The sequence below is a fragment of the Rhodopirellula sp. SH410 genome, assembly GCF_055811895.1.
This window is the reverse complement of record NZ_CM147949.1, coordinates 8,062,683-8,082,877: the sequence shown is the minus strand read 5'-3', so window position 1 is coordinate 8,082,877 and position 20,195 is coordinate 8,062,683. Positions and strand designations below refer to the sequence as shown.

The window sequence follows — 20,195 nt, the reverse complement described above, 5'->3', positions numbered from 1 at the left end:
CGGAATGAAAATCACAGCGATCCAAACGCATGTTTGTCACGCCCGCATGCGGAACTGGATATTTGTTAAAGTGATCACCGACCAACCCGGGCTCTATGGTTGGGGGGAAGCGACGCTGGAGTGGCATACTCGCGGCGTTGTCGGCACGATCGAAGATCTAGCGCCTCTCCTGATCGGTGAGGACCCCACGTGTGTCGAACATCTCTGGCAGATGATGTGGCGGCAGCACTTCTGGCACGGCAGCGGGGTGACTCGATCGACGGCGATTGCCGGGATCGATCTCGCGTTGTGGGATATCGTCGGCAAGGCGTACGGGGTTCCGTGTCACAAGCTGTGGGGCGGCAGCGTTCGAGATTCGATCCGATTGTATTGCCATCTTGGCGGCGGCGATCTGGAGAGTTTTTATGAGACCCCTGTCGACAATGCAAAGCAGTTTGCGGACCTGGCCCAGCAAGCCGTTGAAGACGGATTCACGGCGTTTAAATCCATGGCGGTGCCGCCCACCATGCCGATCGAGGGCCTCGGACCGATCAAGGCGGCCGATGCCTGCGTTGCCGCGATGCGTGAGGCCGTCGGAGCGGACATCGACATCATGGTGGACTGCCACGCGCGCCCTTCACCAGCGATGGGGATGCAGTTCGCAAAGGCCCTCGATCAATACGGACTCTACTTCCTAGAAGAACCCTGCTGGCCGGAAAGCGTCGAAGGACTTGCCGCCATCAACGCGGCGGTCGCGACGCCGATTGCATCGGGGGAACGGGTCACGCATCTGGCGGCGTTTCGCGATCTGTTTGCGGCCCGAGGATGCGAGATCTGCCAACTCGACTTGACCCACTGCGGGGGATTCACCGAGGCTCGACGGATCGCTGCACTTGCCGACGCCCATCGGATCGCACTTGCACCTCACAATCCGCAAGGCCCCGTCAGCACAGCCGCATCGCTGGAGTTCGGGTTCTCGCAGCCGAGCTACATCATCTGCGAGTCCGTTCACAATGACGTCCCGTGGCGGGATGATATTGTGGAGGAGGGTTTCACCATCGACGAGAAAACTCGCACTGTATCGCCCAACACGAAGCCCGGATTGGGAATCTCCATTAACGAAGAGGAAGTGAAGAAACACCCGTTTGAACAGGAGATTCCGCAACGTGTCTTTTATCGAGACGGCGGTGTCGGTGATTGGTAGGGAGCCACAAAGCAATTGTTCACGTCCTCGACGTGAGTTCGGAGCCACCCGGCTTCCGTTTTTCACAGCGCAAGTTCAACTCTGACCGGCCCAGCCACAATGAACCAACACCCACCTGCTCAGCCTCCATCCGCTCGACGACACTGTTCGTTCCGAGGCCGCATCGGGATTACCCGCGAGGACATCACACCACCGGTGGGTATCTACTCACGCAACTGGGGCGCCGCGGCGCATGAGACAGCCGATTCGATTCATCGACCGCTGACGCTCACAGCTCTAACGCTTGCCCCAATCTCCGGTGGCGCCCCTCTTGTTCTGATTGATGCTGACCTGGGCTGGTGGCGTGGGATGGACTTGTTTGGCCGGTTTCAGAAGCGACTGCTTGATGAAGTGAACGTCGAATCGTCCCACCTTATTTTTGCCTTGAGCCACACGCACGCGTCCGCCCCGTTGATGGAGCCCGATCCGTCGTTGCCTGGCAGTGAGCTGCTCGAACCGTGGTTGGAACTCGTTCACCAGGCCGCCGTGAGTGCCATCGAGGGCGCGTTAGCGACCGCTGACGAGGCCGTCCTGGATTGGCACGTGGGGCGATGTGGACTGGCGGTCGCACGCGATCTCCCCGACCCTGATCCAACGGCGAATCGAATGATCTGCGGTTACAATCCGGCCGTCGCGGCCGACGACACGTTGCTGGTAGGACGCATCACCGACCCGGCGGGAACGGTGCGAGCAACATTGGTCAACTACGCCTGCCACCCGACCACACTGGCCTGGGAGAACACTGCGATCTCCCCCGACTATATCGGGGCGATGCGGGAGACGGTCGAAGAGGCCACCGGCGCGACAGCGATCTTTCTTCAAGGGATGTCGGGAGATCTCGCGCCGAAGCATCAATACGTTGGCGACGTCGAAGTGGCCGATCGCCATGGACGACAACTGGGGCATGCTGTCTTGGCAACTCTGAGCGACATGGATCCGGTCGGAAATCATTTGTGCTTCGAGGGCGTCATGGAATCCGGTGCGCCGCTGGCCCTCTGGCAATATCAACCCCACGAGATTTCGTCAGCGTTGCAAGCCGTCGAAGTTGCAGTGGACCTGGAACTCAAAGACTGGCCGACAGCGGAGGCACTCGAACAGCAGCGAGTGGCCTGCGATGACCGGGCTCTGGAAGAACGGCTGCGACGAAAACGGGATATCCGACAGTGGCTCGGAGACGGCTCTTCGTTCCCGCTTCCAGTGTATGCCTGGAGGATCGGCGACGCTGTGCTTGTCGGCTGTGCGGGCGAAGCCTACTCGCAGCTGCAGCAAGAATTGCGAAGCCGTTTTCCCGATCACGCGGTCATCTGCATGAACATCATCAACGGGACGGTCGGCTACCTGCCACCGGCGAATCTGTACGATGTCGATACCTACCCCGTCTGGCAAACGCCGTTCGATCGTGGCTGCCTGGAACGAACCGGCGAGGCGATGAGCAATGCAATCCAAAAACTTCAGGATTGAGTTTCCACAATCCACCACCTCTGTCCCAACAATCGACGACCCAACATGCAGACCATGACGATGAAACCAAGCATCGAAGGTATTTTCCCAGTTCTAAGTACTCCGTTTGACGTCCACGATGAAATCGATCGCGACAGCCTCCAGCGCCAAATCGACTGGGCGTTCACGTTAGGCAGCGACGGTGTTTGCTCCGCCATGGTTTCAGAAATCCTGCGGCTGACATCGGAAGAGCGAATCCATCTGAATCGACTCATTGTGGAAATCACGGCGGGTCGCGGAGTCGTCGTCGCGAGCGTCGGGGCGGAAAGCAAAAAACAGGCAGTGTCGTTTGCAAACGCGGCCGTCGAAGCTGGCTGCGATGCGATTATGGCGATTCCCCCCGTGACCACACGGCTGCCGCTAGCGGCACTTCACGACTACTTCAGCACATTGGCGGATGCCGTGCCCGTCCCGCTCATCGTTCAGGATGCGTCGTCTTATGTCGGTGCGTCGATCCCCACGGAATTCTACGTTCGTCTGCTCGATCAGTATGGACCGCAAAAAATCCTTTTCAAACCGGAAGGCGCGCCCATCGGGCCCAACCTGTCCGACCTTCGAGACGCGAGCGATGGCCGTGCCAGCATGTTCGACGGTTCGGGCGGCATGCTATTGATCGATGCGTTTCGCCGCGGCGTCGTTGGCACCATGCCCGGCACCGACTTACTCGATGGGATCGTGGCATTGTGGAACGCTCTGAAAGCCGGCGATGACACGACAGCGTATCGAATCTACTTCCCCATCAGCGCGATCGTCGCCTTGCAGCTTCAGGCGGGAATGGATGGGTTCCTAGCGATCGAGAAATACATTCTGGTGAAGCGAGGTCTGTTCACAACCGATCGCCGCCGCGAGCCGAATGCCTGGAACCTCGACGCGGAAACTCGCAGTGAAGTAGATCGACTTCTTGAGATGCTGACGCAAGCCATCTCAACCTCCTAAGCAGCATCCCTGCGCTGGATCTTGACCTCGCAACGGCCGCATGCCGCGGTCGACCGGCGGTGAGATTCCAGGCCTCCGATGCCGTTGACGATCCCCCTCGGAAGCCTCGCCCGCTGAGAAGGACAGAGCCCCCTGGCGACGATGGAAAACCCAACGCTGAGTTCCAGCTTTGCTAGAATGAAAGCCACTCTTTCATTCCAATGCCGGCTCATCTCCTTCCTCGAATTCGCGATTCAGGCTTCCCATGGACAGACGCACGTTCTTAACCGGATCCACACTCGCCACCACCGCAGCAACACTCGCCGGGGGCGCGTATGCGGCTGAAACATCCAAACCTCGCCGAGTCGGATTGATCGGCTGTGGATGGTATGGGAAATGTGACCTACTGCAGCTGATCAACATCGAGCCCGTCGAGGTGGTCTCGCTCTGCGATGTCGATTCCTCGATGCTGGACGAGTGCGCCGATCTCATGCAGTCGCGGCAAAAATCCGGTAAGCGACCTCGGACCTACGCTCGCTTTGACGAGATGCTGGCCGAGCAAGATCTCGATATTGTGATGGTTGCCACACCCGATCACTGGCATGCCCTGGCGATGATCGCGGCGGTGAAGTCAGGTGCCGACGTCTGGGTACAGAAGCCAACGGGCGTGGACGTGCTCGAAAGCAAAGCGATGCTCGATGCGGCTCGAGCGAATGATGCTGTCGTGCAAGTCGGAACGCAGCGGCGGAGCACGCCGCACTTGATCGAAGCCAAAAATCGCGTCGTCGACGAAGGTTTACTCGGTAATATCGCGTTCGCCGAGGTGTGCTGCTACTACCACATGCGGGCCAACTCCAATCCACCGATCATCGATCCGCCACCGAACTTAGATTTCGAAGCCTGGACCGGACCTGCACCGCTGCGGGGCTACAACCAACTCATTCATCCGCGTTCCTGGCGCGCGTTCATGGAGTACGGCAACGGAATTGTCGGCGACATGTGTGTCCACATGCTCGATCTGGTCCGCTGGCAACTCGATCTCGGCTGGCCGCAACGGATCAGCAGCGTGGGCGGTATCGAGGTGCAAACGCAATCGATCGCCAATATCACCGATACGCAAACCGCCACGTTCGACTTCGATGAACTGGATGTCGTCTGGACACACCGCAGCTGGGGCAGCGCGCCGGACCCAAAATATCCCTGGGCTGCGGTGCTCTATGGCGACAAGGGAACGCTCAAACTCAGCGTCAACGGATACGATTTCGAGCCGCACGGCGGCGGCAAGAAACTCAGCGGCCAGCCGGTGATCGAGCTTGATCAATACCCCAGTGACCAAACCGATGCCAAAGATTGGCGAATGGAGTTGCATGTGACGTCAGCGATCCGCGGACACCTGCGAGATTTCCTCAACGCGATCGATCAACGCAGCAAGCCGGTCGCGGACATCGAGCAAGGCCATATCAGTAGCGCGTCCTGCATCATGGCCAACAACGCCATGCAGCTCGGCCGCACCCTAGCCTTTGATCCCGAAACGCATACGATCCCCGGCGATGACGAGGCGACTGCGGCTTTGAAAAGACCGTACCGAGAGCCGTATCAGCATCCCGGAAGTGCTTCTTGACGTAACAACCACCGACGAGTCGTCCAAACTCGTTCATCAATTCGCAGCACGCCCCACTCTCACTTCAACGCCGCACAGCGAAGAGGCGACCGCTCACGGGCCGGTTTGAGGGTTCAAACCGCTTAGGAGCGTTCGGCCACAATCTCAGACAGTAACTTTCCGCTCGTTCCTTAGGATACCAGGCACAATAAGTGACGGGTTTACCGTAGTGGATCTTGTTAAAGATCCATCCAGAACAGGATCTTTAACAGACGCGACCGACATTAGGTGGCTTTGCTGCGGGCGACTTTTTTTGGTGGTGCAAAAGTTTTTAGCCGGGGATCTCTGGAGGCCCTGGTTTGACTGTCGAGGAGTCGCAGGCTCTACATGAACCGTGGTCCTAGTCGCCTATTGCCCCTGTTTTTCCTAGTTAATGGCCAATTGGAGCGAATTCTTTCTCTGGCGGCGCATTGCCACCGCTCGAAGCAGATTCCAACCGGCCAGCTTCAGTAGGATCGAAAGCTTCACCGCATTGTGGCCGCGAACGCGGAGCCGACCCAAGCCCATCATTCGCTTGAGGCAACCGTTGGTCCCTTCGATACCCGACCGCCAACGGTACCTATCGCGGAACTCGTCGCTCTGCTCGTGGCGACGACGCGCGTCGGCCCGAACCGCACTGCCGGCAAATTGAATGCGGCCGGTCGGCTGCGCGTTATCCCGATTGCGTTGGACGCGGCAGCGTGCAAGCAGCGGACAGTGCTGGCACTTCTCGGGATCCATCTGTGCGAAAGTGTAGTCGCCTTTGGCGTTGTAGTTGGTCGACTCGGGAGCGTGACCAGCCGGGCAAGACTCCAGTTCACCGGCGCAGTTGGCCATCTCGCTAAGCAACGCGTGATCAATAACTGGCGTAGTGGATCTTGTTAAAGATCCATCCAGAACAGGATCTTTAACAAGATCCACTACGGTAAACCCGTCACTTATTGTTCCTGGTATTCTAAGCACATGGGTGGAATCGAGACGCTGTTTTTTGACTTTGACTTCCATGCTTTGCAGCAGGGTGTCGGTAACGCCTGCGAAGATCTCCTCACTGATCTTCTCGTTGCTTTGCATTCGAGCGATGTAGCGTTCAATGGTTCGCTGAGTGACTTCGGTGCTTGGCTCCAGGTTCAGTGCGTATTGGATGTCGGTTCGGAACAGCAGTGCTTCGTGGGCCTGGGGGACAGTCCAACCTTGAAAGTCACGGATTCAAAGGAGCGCGATGATCGCGTGCAACTCAAAAGGTTGGTCGTCCTTGATCGTCACTGAGATGCTCACCGACGAGGCCGATGGGCATCTGCTCCAAGAGCACGTCGCGAAGGAGGCCCTGCCATCCGTTGTCGATCATCTTTCGCCCCATGGCGCCGATGACGCCCTCGAACGGGTCGAAAAGTCTTTGCTGCGTAGGTAGTTCGATGGTTTTCACTGACTAACCGACCGCTCGAAGAAAAAAGCTAAATCCATACAGCAAAAGGCAACGCATCTCGCCCACGAAAGAAGCTGGTAGCATGAGACTTTTGTCGGGCGCGTCTGTTAAAGATCCTGTTCCGGATGGATCTTTGACAAGATCCACTACGCCAGTTACTGATCCCGCGTTGCTTAGGCGATTGATTGGTAATCTTCAGGCAGGGACGACGAGGGGGGGGCGGACACGCTGCCGAACGGTTGCTTCCATCGCCTCGACCAAGGATGGACACGCATTTCGGTCCTGCAAGCGACCGGTTCCCGAAACCGTCAAAAGGGTGCCTAAGCGAAATCGGTCTCGCAAACCCGCGACCCTAAAACCGAGCCTGACGTTGCTGCAGGTATTCCGCTAACGCCTTGTCAAAGGGCATGCTCGTGTCCAGCGCGACATAGTCGACCCGCATCTTGTTGCAGCCTTCGCGGTAGGTTTCGCGAAACGCCTCGACGCTGCTGAGGTATTCTTCGCGAAATCCCGTCGCATCAACCGTGACCACTTCTCCGGTTTCGGGATCCTCAAACTCGACCGGGCCATCGTATGGAAAATACACTTCCGCCTCGTCCATCACATGAAAGACAATGACGTCGTGACCGCCGTGCCGAAGCTTGCCCAGAGCCGCCAGCACTTCGACCGGATCGCCGAGTAGGTCCGAGAACAGCATCACGAGACTGTGATGCCGCAGCATGGCGGCGACCTGCACGAGACTGGCCGATAGATCGGTTGTGCCGTCGGGGGTCATCGCCGAGAGGGCGGCCATCACGTCGCCCAAGTGCCCTCGGCGACTGCGGGCTGGCAACACCGCACGCAATTTATCACGAAACGTCAGCAATCCGACCGGATCCTTCTGCATCGTCATCAGATAGGTCAACGAGGCGGCCAAGCAGGTCGCGTATTCGAACTTCGTCATCGATTGACGTTCGCTGAATCCCATCGATTTCGACAGGTCCATGACGAGGTACCCCGTCAGATTCGTTTCCGCCTCAAAACGCTTGATGTAATGTTTATCGGTTTTCGCGTAGACCAACCAATCGATCAGTTTTGGGTCGTCGCCATGGCTGTATCGTCGATGTTCGCTGAACTGAACCGAAAATCCTTGCAGCGGACTGGTGTGCAACCCCTGTAGAAAACCACGCACCACCATCCGCGCTCGCAAATCGAGACGCTTGATGCTTTGCAGCGTTTCAGGGGAGAGAGATTGCGACATAAATGTGGGCTAGGCTTTCAGCCAGTCAATGATAGACGTTGGACCGGCGGAATGCCTGACCAACCGATGACAACAATCAAGCAGTCGCTCGTTCGACGAGGCGTCCTTGGACGAGTTCAAACTGGTACTGCATCGCATCGGCGAGTGTTTCCGAGTGCGTGACCGTGACCAGCACGGCGTTCTCGTCAGCTTGCAAACGCAGCAGCACGTCGGTGATTCCTGCCGCGGTTTTGGCATCGAGGTTGCCCGTGGGCTCGTCAGCGAGAATCAACGTAGGACGCATTAACAGGGCTCGCGCGATTGCCACGCGCTCACGCTCGCCGCCGGACAATTCGCCGGGCAAGTGGGTGCTGCGATCCTTCAGTCCAACGGCTTCGATCAGCGATCGGGCTCGCTCGGCGTGAGCGTCCGTGGCCGCACCCACGGCTAACGCCGGAATGAGTACGTTCTCTATCACCGACAGCTGAGGCAAGAGATGATGATCTTGAAAAACAAAACCGATCGTTTGATTGCGAAAGACAGCGCGTTGTTTTTCATCCAAGCCGAAGGGGTCGGTATCGTTGATCCGCACGCTGCCCTGATCGGGCGTGTCGAGCGTACCGAGAATTTGCAGCAGTGTTGTCTTGCCACTGCCGCTCGGTCCCACGATCGCCGCCGATTGCCCCGGCTGCAGCGTGAGTGAAAGGTCTTCCAGAACACGAAGTGGCTGCCCAACACTCTCGTATGCCTTGCTCAGATTCTCGACTACTAACACGTGTCACTCCCTCAGTAATTCCATTGACATCTCGCCGCAGAATCAGCGGTTCGGCAAACGTCTCAATCAACATAGTATCACGCGGGCGAGGTCGTCACCTCCCCTGCGTTCCGGCCGCGTCTTCGATGAATTGCGTGGACATGCCGAGGTCTTGCAGCAATAGCCGTGAGCTGATGCGGCTTGATTCGTAGATTACCGGCAATCCGCTGCCGGGATGCGTTCCGCCACCGACCAGGTAGACCCCGTCGAGCTCGTCGAATCGGTTCTTCGGACGCAGATGAAGCATCTGTCCCAGATTGTGGGCGAGATTGAACGTCGCACCTTGGTAGATCGCGTAGTCATTCACCCAGTCATCGGGCGTGATTCGGTGCTCAACGCGAATACGCTCACGGATGTCGGTCAGCCCAATCGCGGCCAGCTGATCGAGTGCCTTCTCACGGAACGCATCGGCCTCGGTCGACCAATCAATGTTTTCGGTCTGATGGGACACGGGCACCAACACATACAACGTCGAGCAGCCCTCCGGTGCCAAACTGGGATCGGTCACGCACGCGTTCTGCACGTAGACGGAAGGGTCCTCGCTGAGCACATGATCGGTTTCGATCTCACGCAGATTGCGATCGTACGTCTCGCTGATGTGGATATTGTGATGCGGCAGGTCATCGTAGCGGCCCTCGATGCCGAGGTACAACATGAACGTGCTACACGAAAATTTCTTCTTCTCAATCTTCTCATTCGTCCAGCGGCGACGCATTTCATTGGGCACCGTCTTGGTCATCCAGTCTGCGAAGTCCGCATTGACGACGAAGGCGTCGGCGGTGTAACGGTTCTCACCGCTGCGGAGCGCCGTCACGCGTTTCCCCTCCAGTTCAATCGAATCGACGGGCTCGCTGAGCCGGATATCGACACCCATCTCGCGAGCGATCTCAGCCATCCGCTCGCTCACGCGGGCGCAGCCGCCGATCGGGTGCCAGACGCCGTACTCATATTCGAGAAACGACAGAATGCTGAACAGGCTCGGGCAATTGAACGGCGACATGCCCAAGTACTTGGCTTGGAACGCGAACGCGACCACAAGCCGAGGGTCGCTAAAGTAACGCCCAAGTTCCGTGCCGAGACTTCGCATCGGATGCAGCTTCGAGGCCGCCGCTAGCAGCGAGGGACGCAACAAATCCAGCGGCGAGCTGAACGGCGACTCGAGTATCGGCCTAAATTTAGCCAGTTTAACGCGGTTGTCGTCCATGTATCGTTTGAGTTGCCCGACATCGCGCGGTGCGAACTCCGCGATTTGTCGGTCCATCTCGTCCATGTCTGCGGTGCAGTCAAGCACTCCGCCAGCGGGACCGCCAAAGGTCAACCGGTACTGCGGTTCGAGACGCTTCATCGGCACCTCTTCCATCAGGTCCCGACCCGTCGACTGAAAAATCTCCGCGAGCACACGTGGGTACAAAAAGAACGTTGGCCCGCAATCAAAGCGAAACCCATCGAGCTCGATCGCCGACGTGCGCCCGCCCACGCGATCCCGGCGTTCAAGCACCGTCACATCGCAACCGGCCTGGGCGAGTTGCATGGCAGCGGCGAGTCCACCGGGGCCGGCGCCCACAATCACGACTTTCTTTTTCGACATCTTCCCTGTTCTTTTGTATTCGGTACGTCGTGATGGATTCAATTGAGACATTCGTATCCCGACGCAGCTCAGCCGTCGGGTAGGGCCGGTTCCCACCGGCTGCTCGACCCGAGTGCCAGGCCGCTGGGAACCGGCCCTACGTCATGACGCCATCGCGAAAACCAAGCTGCGTAGGAATGCAAGCGGCGTTCGCCGGAAGATGGCTCGTGATGCGTCACGAGAGTGATCGCGTCCACTGTCTGGCGACACGAACGACGGATGGTCCCGTTTACCGACCCAATTGATCCGCGAGATCCTCGGCGTTGTAGATCGTTTCTAACGCTTGACGAATTCCCACACCGGAAACACTCACCGCACGGGCTTGTTGATCGGTGTAGAGATAATCGCTCGTCAGACTTTGGATGTTACCGTCGAAGATCAAACCGACCAGGGCTCCGTCACGATCGACAACCGGTGAGCCACTATTCCCGCCGATGATATCCGCCGTGCAAACGAAGTTGAGCTGGGTCGATAGATCGATCTTGCCGTCTTTCTTGGCCTTCATCCACGACTCGGGTAATTCAAAATCTTCTTGGCCTTGATGCTCGGCGGCGTGCTCGAACGCACCGGCGAAGTCGGTCGTTGGCTCAACAAATGATCCGTTCTCGTCGTAACCCTTGACCGTTCCAAAAGCCAATCGCAGCGTGAAGGTCGCGTCCGGGTACCCCGTCGTGCCTTCGATCTCGGTGGTCACACGAGCAATTTTGGCATACGCCTGTTTCTCACGCTCGCTGAGTCGATCATCGATCAAACGCAGTCGCCGATACTCAGGTTCCATCAACTGCGCCAGCCGCATGGCAGGGTCGTCGCTGCCCAAGACCGCGGCGGGTTCACCTTCGATCAAACCGCGGCGGGTTGCAAATTCATCCATGTGAGTGCCATCGATAATTTCGGCGGCCACCTGTTGAGGCGAACGCCCAGCCAAGACCTCAACGACGAGCGGATCATTCATGCCCCGTCGCTCCAACAGCAACGCAATCTCATCGGCCAACTCGATCCGTTGCAAATCGTCGTAGAGCGGCGCCTCGCTGGTTAACCGAGTCAACAATGAGTCGCGACTCGCGTCGGTATACTCAGCCAACCGGTCGGCATTGGGCTTTTGATCCTCTTGGGCGAGCAGCAAGATTGACAACGCGTACTGGAACACATCGCTGCGCAGTGACACGGATCGCGATAGCTGCTCGGCTTTTTCCTTTTGAATTTCCGCAATCTCTTGCCAAGCCTGGGTCAGCGGTTTCAGATCCGGATTCGAAGCCGCGGCGGCAACTAAGCGATCCTGGCTGCGGCGACGATCCGCGATCGTTTGCGGGTCTTGCAGTCCATTGAGCATTCCCGTGTAAGCCTTCCGGGCGTTCTGGATGCCAAACAATTCGTCTCGACCGCGTCGGGCCGCCTCTTCGCTCTCGAGCCGATACTGCTGCAACAAGATTTCTTTGCGCCGCAAATAATCCAGCACGAACGGCAAGCGATGATCACGCAGATATTCCAAGGCTTCGACGGTAAAAATTCTCTGCGTGCGTCCAGGGTGCCCACTGACGAATACCAAATCATTGTCAGCGACTGGCTTTGAACTCCACGGCAAGAAGTGATCGATCACGGCCGGCTTGTCATTCTCATAGACGCGCATCAATGTCGCGTCCAAGTTGTATCGCGGGTACTCAAAATTATCCGCGTCACCGCCAAAGAAGGCGGCCGCCGTTTCCGGTGCCCAGACCAAACGCACGTCGGTGTATTTCTTGTACCGATACAAGTGATATTGAGCACCTCCGAAGAGCGTCACGACATCGCTGCGAAGTCCCGTGTCGTCGAAGGATTCACTCTCGATGGAATTAAACGCAGCTTGACGTTGCTTCGCCGCTGCCTCGGCATCGGTCTTGTTCGTTACGGCCTCATCGATGCGCTGCGTGACATCGACAATTTCAATCAGCACGTTCAGCTCGAGATCAGGTGCCTTGATCTCCTCGTCGAGCGAACTGGCGAGAAACCCATCCCGAATCAGATTGTGTTCCTTTGTGCTGACTTTCTGCAGCGTGTCGCTGGCCACATGATGATTCGTCAGCACCAAGCCGTTGGAGGAGACGAACGATCCCGAACCACCGGAATTGAATCGCACCGAGGCGAGCCGCAGGTCATCGGCCCACTTCTGAGACGGATCAAAGTCGTAGCGTTCTTTCAGCAGTTCACGCGGCAAGTCGTTGAACAGATACATGCCCTCGTCAGCGTGGATGCGGGCGGCGACGGGCGAAAGTAGCGAGGCAGTGACCACAGTGGACGCCAGTGACAAGGATGCAAACATTCGGCGAAACATGCAAACGACTCTCTTTTTGGGAACAAAAAATCATCATCAGTCGAGCATCTCAAAATACCGGGTTCACCTACAGATGGAACAGCCCCGGCGGATCCCGTTTGGATGGGTATGGGCACATCGTTCCACGACGCTTTGCTCGAGGACGTCTGCGTGGATGCGTCGCGGCCCACCGATTCTGCGGAAGCCCCGAAATGAGAAGTTGGCTGTCGCTACGTGGGGCGGCTTTTCAAATGACGGACCGACCTTCGAGGGAGCCTCGGGGCAGATAGCGTTTCAGCCGTCTCGAATAGCTCGCGGGGACGTGCACAGCTAGCGGGGACGTGAAGGAGATTTGCAACCAGCATTGCCCCACACGTCCCCAACAATTCCGTAGCTGGGTCCCGTTATCAGTAGCCGCGTCCCGTTACGGGCTTCGTTAGGAACGAGCGAAAATTTACTGTCTAAATTGTGGCCGACCCCTCCGCGGTCGACCAAACCGACCGCGGAGCGGTCGGCCACATATTTTCGGCTCGATCCTGACATCATTTGGCGACGGCAGCGACCGGTTTGCCGTCCTCGGTCAGGTTTCCTGTTGACCACAGCAGGCCACGGACGACCAGGTCCATGTATCGGGCGTCGGCAACCGTTTCGTTTTGATGGCCGAGCGTGGTACTGAAGATCTTGGTCTTGTTCGGGCCGTACGCACTCGTCCAAACGACCACGGCTTCAGCAATTTTCCCTTTGGCATTTGGGTCCTTCTTGAGTTGCCCCTTGTTCGGTGGAACGGTTTGCCTGCCGGAGGCCAGCGCCGTCGTACCGTCGAAAACACGAACATTGTTATACAACTCTTCGTTGATCGTGGTCCAGTTTTCGAGTCCCGCGGTGATCGGGTTGCCGGTATAGGTCACGTCGATTGGGAACTTGGGTCCATGGCCGGTCGACTGCAGACCGATCATTTCATACCAACCGGCATTGTCGGCTCCGGGCTCGACGGGATTTCTGAAGTCGCCCCAACGATAGCTGTGCATGGCACAGTGCAAATTAACCGCTGGCGTACCGTTCCGATGTGCCGCTAGGATCCGTTTGACATAGGCCCTGTCCGTCACGTCGGCAGAGCATTCATCGTGCACGACGACGTCGTACCCCTCCGCCCAATCGTCGGATTCGTAGATTTCAAAGGTCGTTCTCGTCGTTTGCTCCGGGTTGAAAGCGACCGTCACGTCCGCATTGATTCGCGACTCGATACCCTCTTTGAGCAGTTTCGACTGAGTCGTATAGTCGTGGCAGCACCCCCCCGCCACCAATAGCACCTTCAATGGCGACGATTGGGTGGCAGCGTCTTGGGCGTTGGCACCGCTCAACCCGAGCGATGACAGAACGGCTAATGAGAGTAGCCAGTGGCAGGTGAGTTTCATGTTCGTGAATTAGTTTGTGAGGATAGGACTGTGGTCAACGAGAGGATCATTCCTAGAACAGGTTAGACTGACCGAGCACGGCGTCGATGGCCTGTTCGCGGGCGCGTTGGCTATCGAGAGATGATACCCCATCGTCAACACGAGGTACGGCGTCATCGGAATTGCTCGGCGAGATCACCTGTGGCAACGGTTCCGGTGCCGTCTCGATATCGCCCAAACGATTGAGTTCGTTGATCACTTGCAGGGCGTCGAGATCGGTCACGAATCCGTCGCCGGAGACGTCGAGATAGACAAGATTGCTGGAGAGGCTTCCGGTCGAGGCGACGGACGCCCCGGATTCATTGAGGAAGTTGATGATCCGCAGCGCGTCCAGTGAAGTCACTTCGCCATCGTTCGTCACGTCGTACGGATTCACCGAGTTCTGCAGGGGCGAGACCGGTAGACTGAACTCATGATCGACCGACAGTGGAAAGGGGCCGACTTCGAGAGCGCGGATGACGAGGTCGACGTTGCCGTGAATGGCACCGCCCGGCCGGCCGACCAGTTCGAGCGTGTCGGGATTGAACGTCAGCCAGGTGGGCAGCTTCAGTTTCACTCGACCACCGTCATCAAGCACCAAATCACCGTTCTCGTCGCGTACTTTTTGACCGATTCGCAACAGGAAATCACCCTCTTCGGGATCCGATGCGATGTCTTCAGGGACGGTCAATCGGAACGTAGTACCGGTCACGATGCGTTCGCCATCGAAGGTATTGGCAAGGGGCGCTTGGTTGAATACCGGCGGTTCGTTCACTTCGTTCAATTCGATCTGCACGTCGATGGGTTGCACCGTCGAGCTATTGCCGTCGGAGACTCGCACCTGCAGGTTGAGCGTCGCAGGATCGATCGCTCGGAAGGCCGCGAGATTAAAGTTGCCACGGATCTTCAGTAAGAACGGGTCAACCTGCGAGACGGGTTTGTTGGGTGCATTTGCTGCCGATTCAAACTCGAAGAACTGCTGCGCCGTACCACCGATAATCTCGATAGACAAACTGCTGCCGGGGATTCCTGGATCGGGATCGACGACGCCAATGCGTCCGATTTCGTCACCGGGGTGAGGCACTTCGGAAACAAAGATTTTCTGGGTCGTCACGTAGGCTGGTTCATTGACATCTCCGACGTAGACGCGGAACGACTGCATGGAGGTGGGCAGCTGACCGGTCCGATCCATGACTTCAAAAGTGAGGTCATGCCGCGGTGCCGCTTCGTAGTCAAGGGTCACGCCGTCGGCTAGTTTCAAGCGACCGGTGAGCGGATCGAACTGGAACAGATCCGAACTTGAGCCGGGCACGAGTTCGAGTGCGTAATCGGAATTGGAACCTTCCGGATCGACAAGGGACAAGGTTGCGATCAACAGCCCGGGCTGGTTTTCGCTCGCCGGACTATTTTGATTGTCGCGTCGATTGAGCACCGCGGGTTCGTTGACATCTAGTACATTCAGAACGATCGTTGCGGTGGTGGCCAGCGGCGGGCTGCCGTTATCGCTGATGGAAACGTCAAACTGGAGGCGTGGGGCGGTTTCAAAATCCAGGCTTTGCCCCGGGTTGAGGACCACTTTGCCGGCCGGCGTGACGGACAACAACGAGCTTGGATTGACGAGTTGGAAGGTATGATTCTGGCCGTCATCTGGATCCAGGGCTTCCAGAGACGCCAATTCACCGACCGTTGACTCGGGCACGCTAAAGGTCGTCGTGACAATTTGCGGTGGGTCATTTTCATCCGAGACGCGAATGATCTTGTCGGCAATGGTGACGCCCGGTGTTTGTCCTGGCGCGGTGTTGTTGTCACTAACGTGGACGCGAAGTACCAATAGACTGGTGGACTCAAAATCCAACGGAGCGGTCAAACGAACCACACCGGTGAGTTCATCGACAGAGAAAAATGGCGAACCGTCGTTTTCAAAGAAGGCATCGGGGGTGCTCGGGATCACCGTATAGGTGAGCCGTTGATCCGCGTTGGCATCAGGATCGACAGCATCAATGCGTCCGATCACGGTCCCCGTGGTGGGGCCTGCGACCGCGTCTTCAGGAACGGAGAGTTCCGCGTCAGAGATCACCGGTGCTTCATTGATGTCGTTGAGTTGCAAGGTGATACGACCGGTAGCGCTGGCACCGAGTTCGTCGGTGGCGCGGACGGTCAGCACTCGGACGGGCTCGGTCTCGAAATCCAGATCCGCGTCGGCCGTCGTGCGGATCTCGGCGGTGAAGTCAGGCAGCGTGACCAGTTCGAGCCCCACGCTGTTGCCGCCAATGAACTCGTACGTCAAGCCGCTGTTGTCGGCATCGAATCCGTTGACGGTCCCGACCACGCTGCCGACCGATGGGTTTTCATCGAGTATGAAAACGACGTTTTCCCCATCGGGGAACGTGGGCAGGGTATTGGGGCGGAACTCGCTATTGAAGAAGAAGTTCTCGTACTTGGTGATGCGAAAGGGTTCCGTCGACGTCGCTAGCAAATTGGCGACTTCGGCCGTGCCGGCGACGGCGAGTTCGTAGTCACCTGGAAACAACCCGCTGATCTCGTAGATACCGTTCTGATCCGTGATCGCGGTCGGCTCCGGCTGCAAGTAACTCAACGAGTCAAAGCTCACATTGAATGAGTTCGTGTTGAAACTATCGTCACCGTACGCTTCGATGCGTACGATTTGCTCGCCCGGCGCGGACACCGTAACGCTACCACGACGACTGCCACTGACGGCGTTACTGAGCGAGGTGGCCACGATATCGCCAGCCGCGTTGTACGCATCGAGCCGCCCGTACACAAATCCAATGGAACTTGAATTGATGACATCGATCGATGCCGAACTGATCGGCCGAAAGAAATCGAATCGCAAGTGGTTAGAAGTATAGAACTCGTCAAAGGGCCCCGCGCTGAAGATTCGGTTGCCAACCGGGCGACCGCCGATCAATTGCCGGCGTGAAACGATGTCGTCGCTAACGATCGCGCCACCGGCTCGATCCCAACTAATCGTGACACCATCATAGAACTGTGTCAGCGGGTACTCAGCGTCATTGGGGGCCGGATTATTGATATCGAAAGGTGGTGCGGCATCATCCGGCTCGACGACATACAGCAGGTTGTCACGGACACCGTTGCCGTTGGTGTCGACAAACACGGTCACGCCTTCGGCCGGCAGTGTCGTGTCAGCGGGCGTGCCAGCATTGATGTCGCCATTGGAAGGCAGCAGCGAAATCTGACCGCGGACACCGCCTACGAAATTGCTTTCGCCGATGTGATCGAGCGCATGGTCGAACAGGGCGGGATAGCTGACTTGGTTGTCCGAAAATTCAAACAATCCGTCCGGATCCGCTTCGCCACCCCAGAAACCGGGAGCCACATCTTGCATCGTGCCGGAGACCCAGTCCTCGTAATCGCTGCCAATGGAATCGCCCACGCGCCCTGCATAGCCGTAGCCATCCATGGTCACGATCGTTTGCCCCCGACTGTTGCGTTCGACGATGGGATGGTCATTCGCAGCGTTTCCAATGAAGACAATCGGTGCAAACGACGCTTGATTCAGCGTAAAATCGTGCATCCCCACCGCGTCATAGGTGCCCCAGTCGGCAGCGTTACTATCGGAATCGATGAACCCGTCATTGTTGGCGTCGACGTCATCACCGACGACGGGTGGCGTGTCTGATTGAATCAGGAAATAGCTGGCATCGCGAAAGACCGTGTCGATCGAACCGTCCGACTGGGCACTGGAAAAGATCCCGCCGGGCAGACCATTGAATCCCGTCAGATCGCTCTGCAAAACGTTCGCGCCGAAAGCGGTGTCGTATGAGTTGGCGCCTTGCAGGAGAACGAGGAAACCGTTGCTGCCGAATGACTGGCCGCTCAAGTCGATGACCGTATTGATCTCACCGAGTTGGCTGCTGTATTCCTCCAGGACGACGAAATAGGTTCCCGCTGGCAATACTTCGTTGGGCTTTCCTCGCAATTCAATGTATTGGTCAGTCGTCTGTGAGACGGCGGCGGTGAATCGGCCTTCGACCAAGATTTCGCTGATCACGGGAGTGTCAAATTCCGCCTCGTCGAGAGCCGGCAGCGCCCGCACCGGCAACGTCTGTGCGGGCAGATTGACGAATTGTGGATCCGACGTCGCAGCGCTGACCGTCGCCGTCAACGTGCTCGGCGTGATGACCTTGACCTCGTTGGCGAGATCCGGCGTCAACCGCACGCGGCGAGGTGTCGCCCAGTCGTCCGGCGTAAAGATCAATTGATCGACATCGAGCAGCACCCCAGGATCGCCGCCCAGGCCACTCGACAAGGATAGATTCAGCGTCACATCGGAGACGGGTTGGCGATTAAGCGTGACTTCGACAAAGTCCTCATCGATCGCTCCACCGACGACGGTCGCACCTTCTTGGCCGAGCGATCCAGCACCGGTCAAGGGCTTGCTGGGCACGAGCCGAAATCCGATCACATCGGGCGCGATCGCAAAGTTCACATTATTGCGAGACTCAAACTGGGTCAGCGTGATGTCACGTGCATTATTGCCAATCGTGCTCCGCGTCAGAGCCACCGGGCGGACGGGGGCGTCGACATTAATCGATGCTCTCACCACTGCGGTTTCGACAACATTGGCCACCGCGTCGGGAATCTCCACCAACAGAGTGGAGGTCCGATTGTTGTCGTCGGCGTCAAACATCCACACATACGTCGATGTCGAGCGCGGCCCATCGGGCAGAACATTTTCGAGTTGATCGGCAGTCGCCAAGGCCATGGAACTGGCATCGATCCCGGTGAAGCTCGCCCGCGCGATCGTTCGTCCGATGCCGTTGATATCAAAAGCGAAAAACTCATCGTCGCTATTATCAAAACCAATCACGCGCCGATTGACAGGATCAAACGCCAAATCGCTGACCGAATTCAGCCCTGAATAGCCATTTCCAATCAGTGTTGTGCGAGCCGTATTCACGTCGATCCGTGCCAGCGTACGGTTCGTCGCGTCAGAATCGCCTCGCACCAGCGTGTACACCGTGTTCCCGACACGATCGTACGCCAAACCGCCCACGATGTCTAAATTCGATTCCGCGACGCGTGAACGCTCGCCCGTAAAAGGATCGACGCGAAAGACTTCGTTGGTTCGCGTGTCGATGCCAACCAGGGAATGGTCGCCAATTTGCGCCAATCCATCCATCCGATTGCTCGTCGGTTGGCCGATCGATTCGACTTCGCCATCCGCATTGACCTTAAACAGTTGGGCGGCGCGGAAATATTCTCCATCGTCATCCTGGACGACCGTGTCGTTCCAGCCGAAGGTCACCGACGGCGAGGTCTGCACAAATCCGGGCGCAGGGCTCACTCGAACTTGGTAGTCACCCGCGGTGAGCGTCGGAAAGGAATAGAAGCCATCGACATCGGTCAACGTCGATGGCTCGGCGGCATCTAACTTCCCATTGGAGTTCTGATCCAAATACACACTTACGTCGGAGGCTCCCGTTTCAACGTCCTGGCGGAGGCCATCCTGGTTCACATCGAGAAAGATCTCGCCGCTGACGACCGCCATGAGATGGCGTGATTCCAGCTTTTCAAGCTGAACCCGCCGCTTCCTACCTCGCTGATTCGAGGCACCGGTGACCGATCGAGCTAATCGGCGTCGGCGTGCTGCCGCCGACAATCCGCCGGCAGTTTCATCGGTGCGAGAACCAACCAACCAATCTCGCAATGGAGTCGAAGTGAAGCGTTTCATAACGGAAAAGAGTCCAAAAAGCGCGCGGCAAAGCCCAGCGACCAAGCGAAAAGGAACGGCGATGAACCGAGCTTCCAAACAAAGGCCCCAACGAAGTGGCGTGATTTTTGGATGCCCAATACCCCAAAAGGTTCCTGTCAATAAAATAGAAAAAACTGCTAACAACCCATCCTGGAGAGAGCTCAGCCCCGCTGTCACGACCGCCAGCCCCCTGTCCGGACAGGGTCCTAGTCCTCCTAGGATAAATATCCAGAGCATCTGTAACAACAGAAAAGATCGGCATTTAGCGAACAATCGCGTGAGTACACGTCATTTCGTGGTCCGATTAGACGGGTTTTCGCCGTTGTGCCTCGTCCCAAGTGATCTCCAAAGCTGGCCTAGCCAGGTGGACGATGCCTAC

Annotated in this window: 12 protein-coding genes; 4 read left to right on the top strand and 8 right to left on the bottom strand. The window is 57.5% G+C overall.

The genetic code is table 11. The features are described 5' to 3' along the window. The first annotated feature begins 4 nt into the window (after nucleotides 1-4). The 4 genes from SH410x_RS29795 to SH410x_RS29780 all read left to right on the top strand — a co-directional run bounded on the left by SH410x_RS29795 (nucleotide 5) and on the right by SH410x_RS29780 (nucleotide 5,258). The gene (locus SH410x_RS29795; RefSeq protein WP_473673446.1) at nucleotides 5-1,183 is read left to right on the top strand and encodes an enolase C-terminal domain-like protein; all 1,179 of its coding nucleotides are present in this window, start codon (nucleotides 5-7) and stop codon (nucleotides 1,181-1,183) included. Nucleotides 1,184-1,282: 99 nt separating this feature from the next. Further along, a complete protein-coding gene (locus SH410x_RS29790) occupies nucleotides 1,283-2,683 on the top strand; it encodes an alkaline ceramidase (protein ID WP_473673444.1) in 1,401 nt (466 codons plus the stop codon). Between the two features lie 45 nt (nucleotides 2,684-2,728). Further along, the gene (locus SH410x_RS29785; RefSeq protein WP_473673442.1) at nucleotides 2,729-3,658 is read left to right on the top strand and encodes a dihydrodipicolinate synthase family protein; all 930 of its coding nucleotides are present in this window, start codon (nucleotides 2,729-2,731) and stop codon (nucleotides 3,656-3,658) included. A 244-nt stretch (nucleotides 3,659-3,902) separates the two neighbouring features. Then, on the top strand, nucleotides 3,903-5,258 hold the full coding sequence (locus SH410x_RS29780; protein ID WP_473673441.1) for a Gfo/Idh/MocA family protein: 1,356 nt from the start codon (nucleotides 3,903-3,905) through the stop codon (nucleotides 5,256-5,258). Nucleotides 5,259-5,663: 405 nt separating this feature from the next. Here the strand turns inward: SH410x_RS29780 and SH410x_RS29775 are convergent, their stop codons facing one another. From SH410x_RS29775 to SH410x_RS29740, 8 genes are all read right to left on the bottom strand, one after another. Beyond that, nucleotides 5,664-6,347, bottom strand: a complete 684-nt coding sequence (locus SH410x_RS29775) for a transposase (RefSeq protein WP_473673440.1) — start codon at nucleotides 6,345-6,347, stop codon at nucleotides 5,664-5,666. Nucleotides 6,348-6,510: 163 nt separating this feature from the next. Further along, on the bottom strand, nucleotides 6,511-6,699 hold the full coding sequence (locus SH410x_RS29770; protein ID WP_473673438.1) for a hypothetical protein: 189 nt from the start codon (nucleotides 6,697-6,699) through the stop codon (nucleotides 6,511-6,513). A 352-nt stretch (nucleotides 6,700-7,051) separates the two neighbouring features. Continuing rightward, nucleotides 7,052-7,939 (bottom strand): DUF58 domain-containing protein, encoded by an 888-nt coding sequence (locus SH410x_RS29765; protein ID WP_473673436.1) that lies wholly within the window; start codon nucleotides 7,937-7,939, stop codon nucleotides 7,052-7,054. A gap of 76 nt (nucleotides 7,940-8,015) precedes the next feature. Further along, nucleotides 8,016-8,693, bottom strand: a complete 678-nt coding sequence (locus SH410x_RS29760; RefSeq protein WP_473673434.1) for an ABC transporter ATP-binding protein — start codon at nucleotides 8,691-8,693, stop codon at nucleotides 8,016-8,018. A 94-nt stretch (nucleotides 8,694-8,787) separates the two neighbouring features. Then, nucleotides 8,788-10,320 (bottom strand): phytoene desaturase, encoded by a 1,533-nt coding sequence (locus tag SH410x_RS29755; protein WP_473673432.1) that lies wholly within the window; start codon nucleotides 10,318-10,320, stop codon nucleotides 8,788-8,790. A gap of 268 nt (nucleotides 10,321-10,588) precedes the next feature. Further along, the gene (locus SH410x_RS29750) at nucleotides 10,589-12,667 is read right to left on the bottom strand and encodes a S46 family peptidase (protein WP_473673430.1); all 2,079 of its coding nucleotides are present in this window, start codon (nucleotides 12,665-12,667) and stop codon (nucleotides 10,589-10,591) included. A 521-nt stretch (nucleotides 12,668-13,188) separates the two neighbouring features. Continuing rightward, the gene (locus SH410x_RS29745; RefSeq protein WP_473673428.1) at nucleotides 13,189-14,061 is read right to left on the bottom strand and encodes a ThuA domain-containing protein; all 873 of its coding nucleotides are present in this window, start codon (nucleotides 14,059-14,061) and stop codon (nucleotides 13,189-13,191) included. A 52-nt stretch (nucleotides 14,062-14,113) separates the two neighbouring features. Then, a complete protein-coding gene (locus SH410x_RS29740) occupies nucleotides 14,114-19,795 on the bottom strand; it encodes a cadherin domain-containing protein (RefSeq protein WP_473673426.1) in 5,682 nt (1,893 codons plus the stop codon). Nucleotides 19,796-20,195: the final 400 nt, after the last annotated feature.

Excerpts from the sequence above, each read along its gene's own strand:
- SH410x_RS29740 (WP_473673426.1), bottom strand. The coding sequence starts at position 19,795 with ATGAAACGCTTCACTTCGACTCCATTGCGAGATTGGTTGGTTGGTTCT.
- SH410x_RS29765 (WP_473673436.1), bottom strand. The coding sequence starts at position 7,939 with ATGTCGCAATCTCTCTCCCCTGAAACGCTGCAAAGCATCAAGCGTCTC.
- SH410x_RS29780 (WP_473673441.1), top strand. The coding sequence starts at position 3,903 with ATGGACAGACGCACGTTCTTAACCGGATCCACACTCGCCACCACCGCA.
- SH410x_RS29755 (WP_473673432.1), bottom strand. The coding sequence starts at position 10,320 with ATGTCGAAAAAGAAAGTCGTGATTGTGGGCGCCGGCCCCGGTGGACTC.
- SH410x_RS29795 (WP_473673446.1), top strand. The coding sequence starts at position 5 with ATGAAAATCACAGCGATCCAAACGCATGTTTGTCACGCCCGCATGCGG.
- SH410x_RS29745 (WP_473673428.1), bottom strand. The coding sequence starts at position 14,061 with ATGAAACTCACCTGCCACTGGCTACTCTCATTAGCCGTTCTGTCATCG.
- SH410x_RS29785 (WP_473673442.1), top strand. The coding sequence starts at position 2,729 with ATGCAGACCATGACGATGAAACCAAGCATCGAAGGTATTTTCCCAGTT.
- SH410x_RS29750 (WP_473673430.1), bottom strand. The coding sequence starts at position 12,667 with ATGTTTCGCCGAATGTTTGCATCCTTGTCACTGGCGTCCACTGTGGTC.
- SH410x_RS29790 (WP_473673444.1), top strand. The coding sequence starts at position 1,283 with ATGAACCAACACCCACCTGCTCAGCCTCCATCCGCTCGACGACACTGT.
- SH410x_RS29775 (WP_473673440.1), bottom strand. The coding sequence starts at position 6,347 with ATGCAAAGCAACGAGAAGATCAGTGAGGAGATCTTCGCAGGCGTTACC.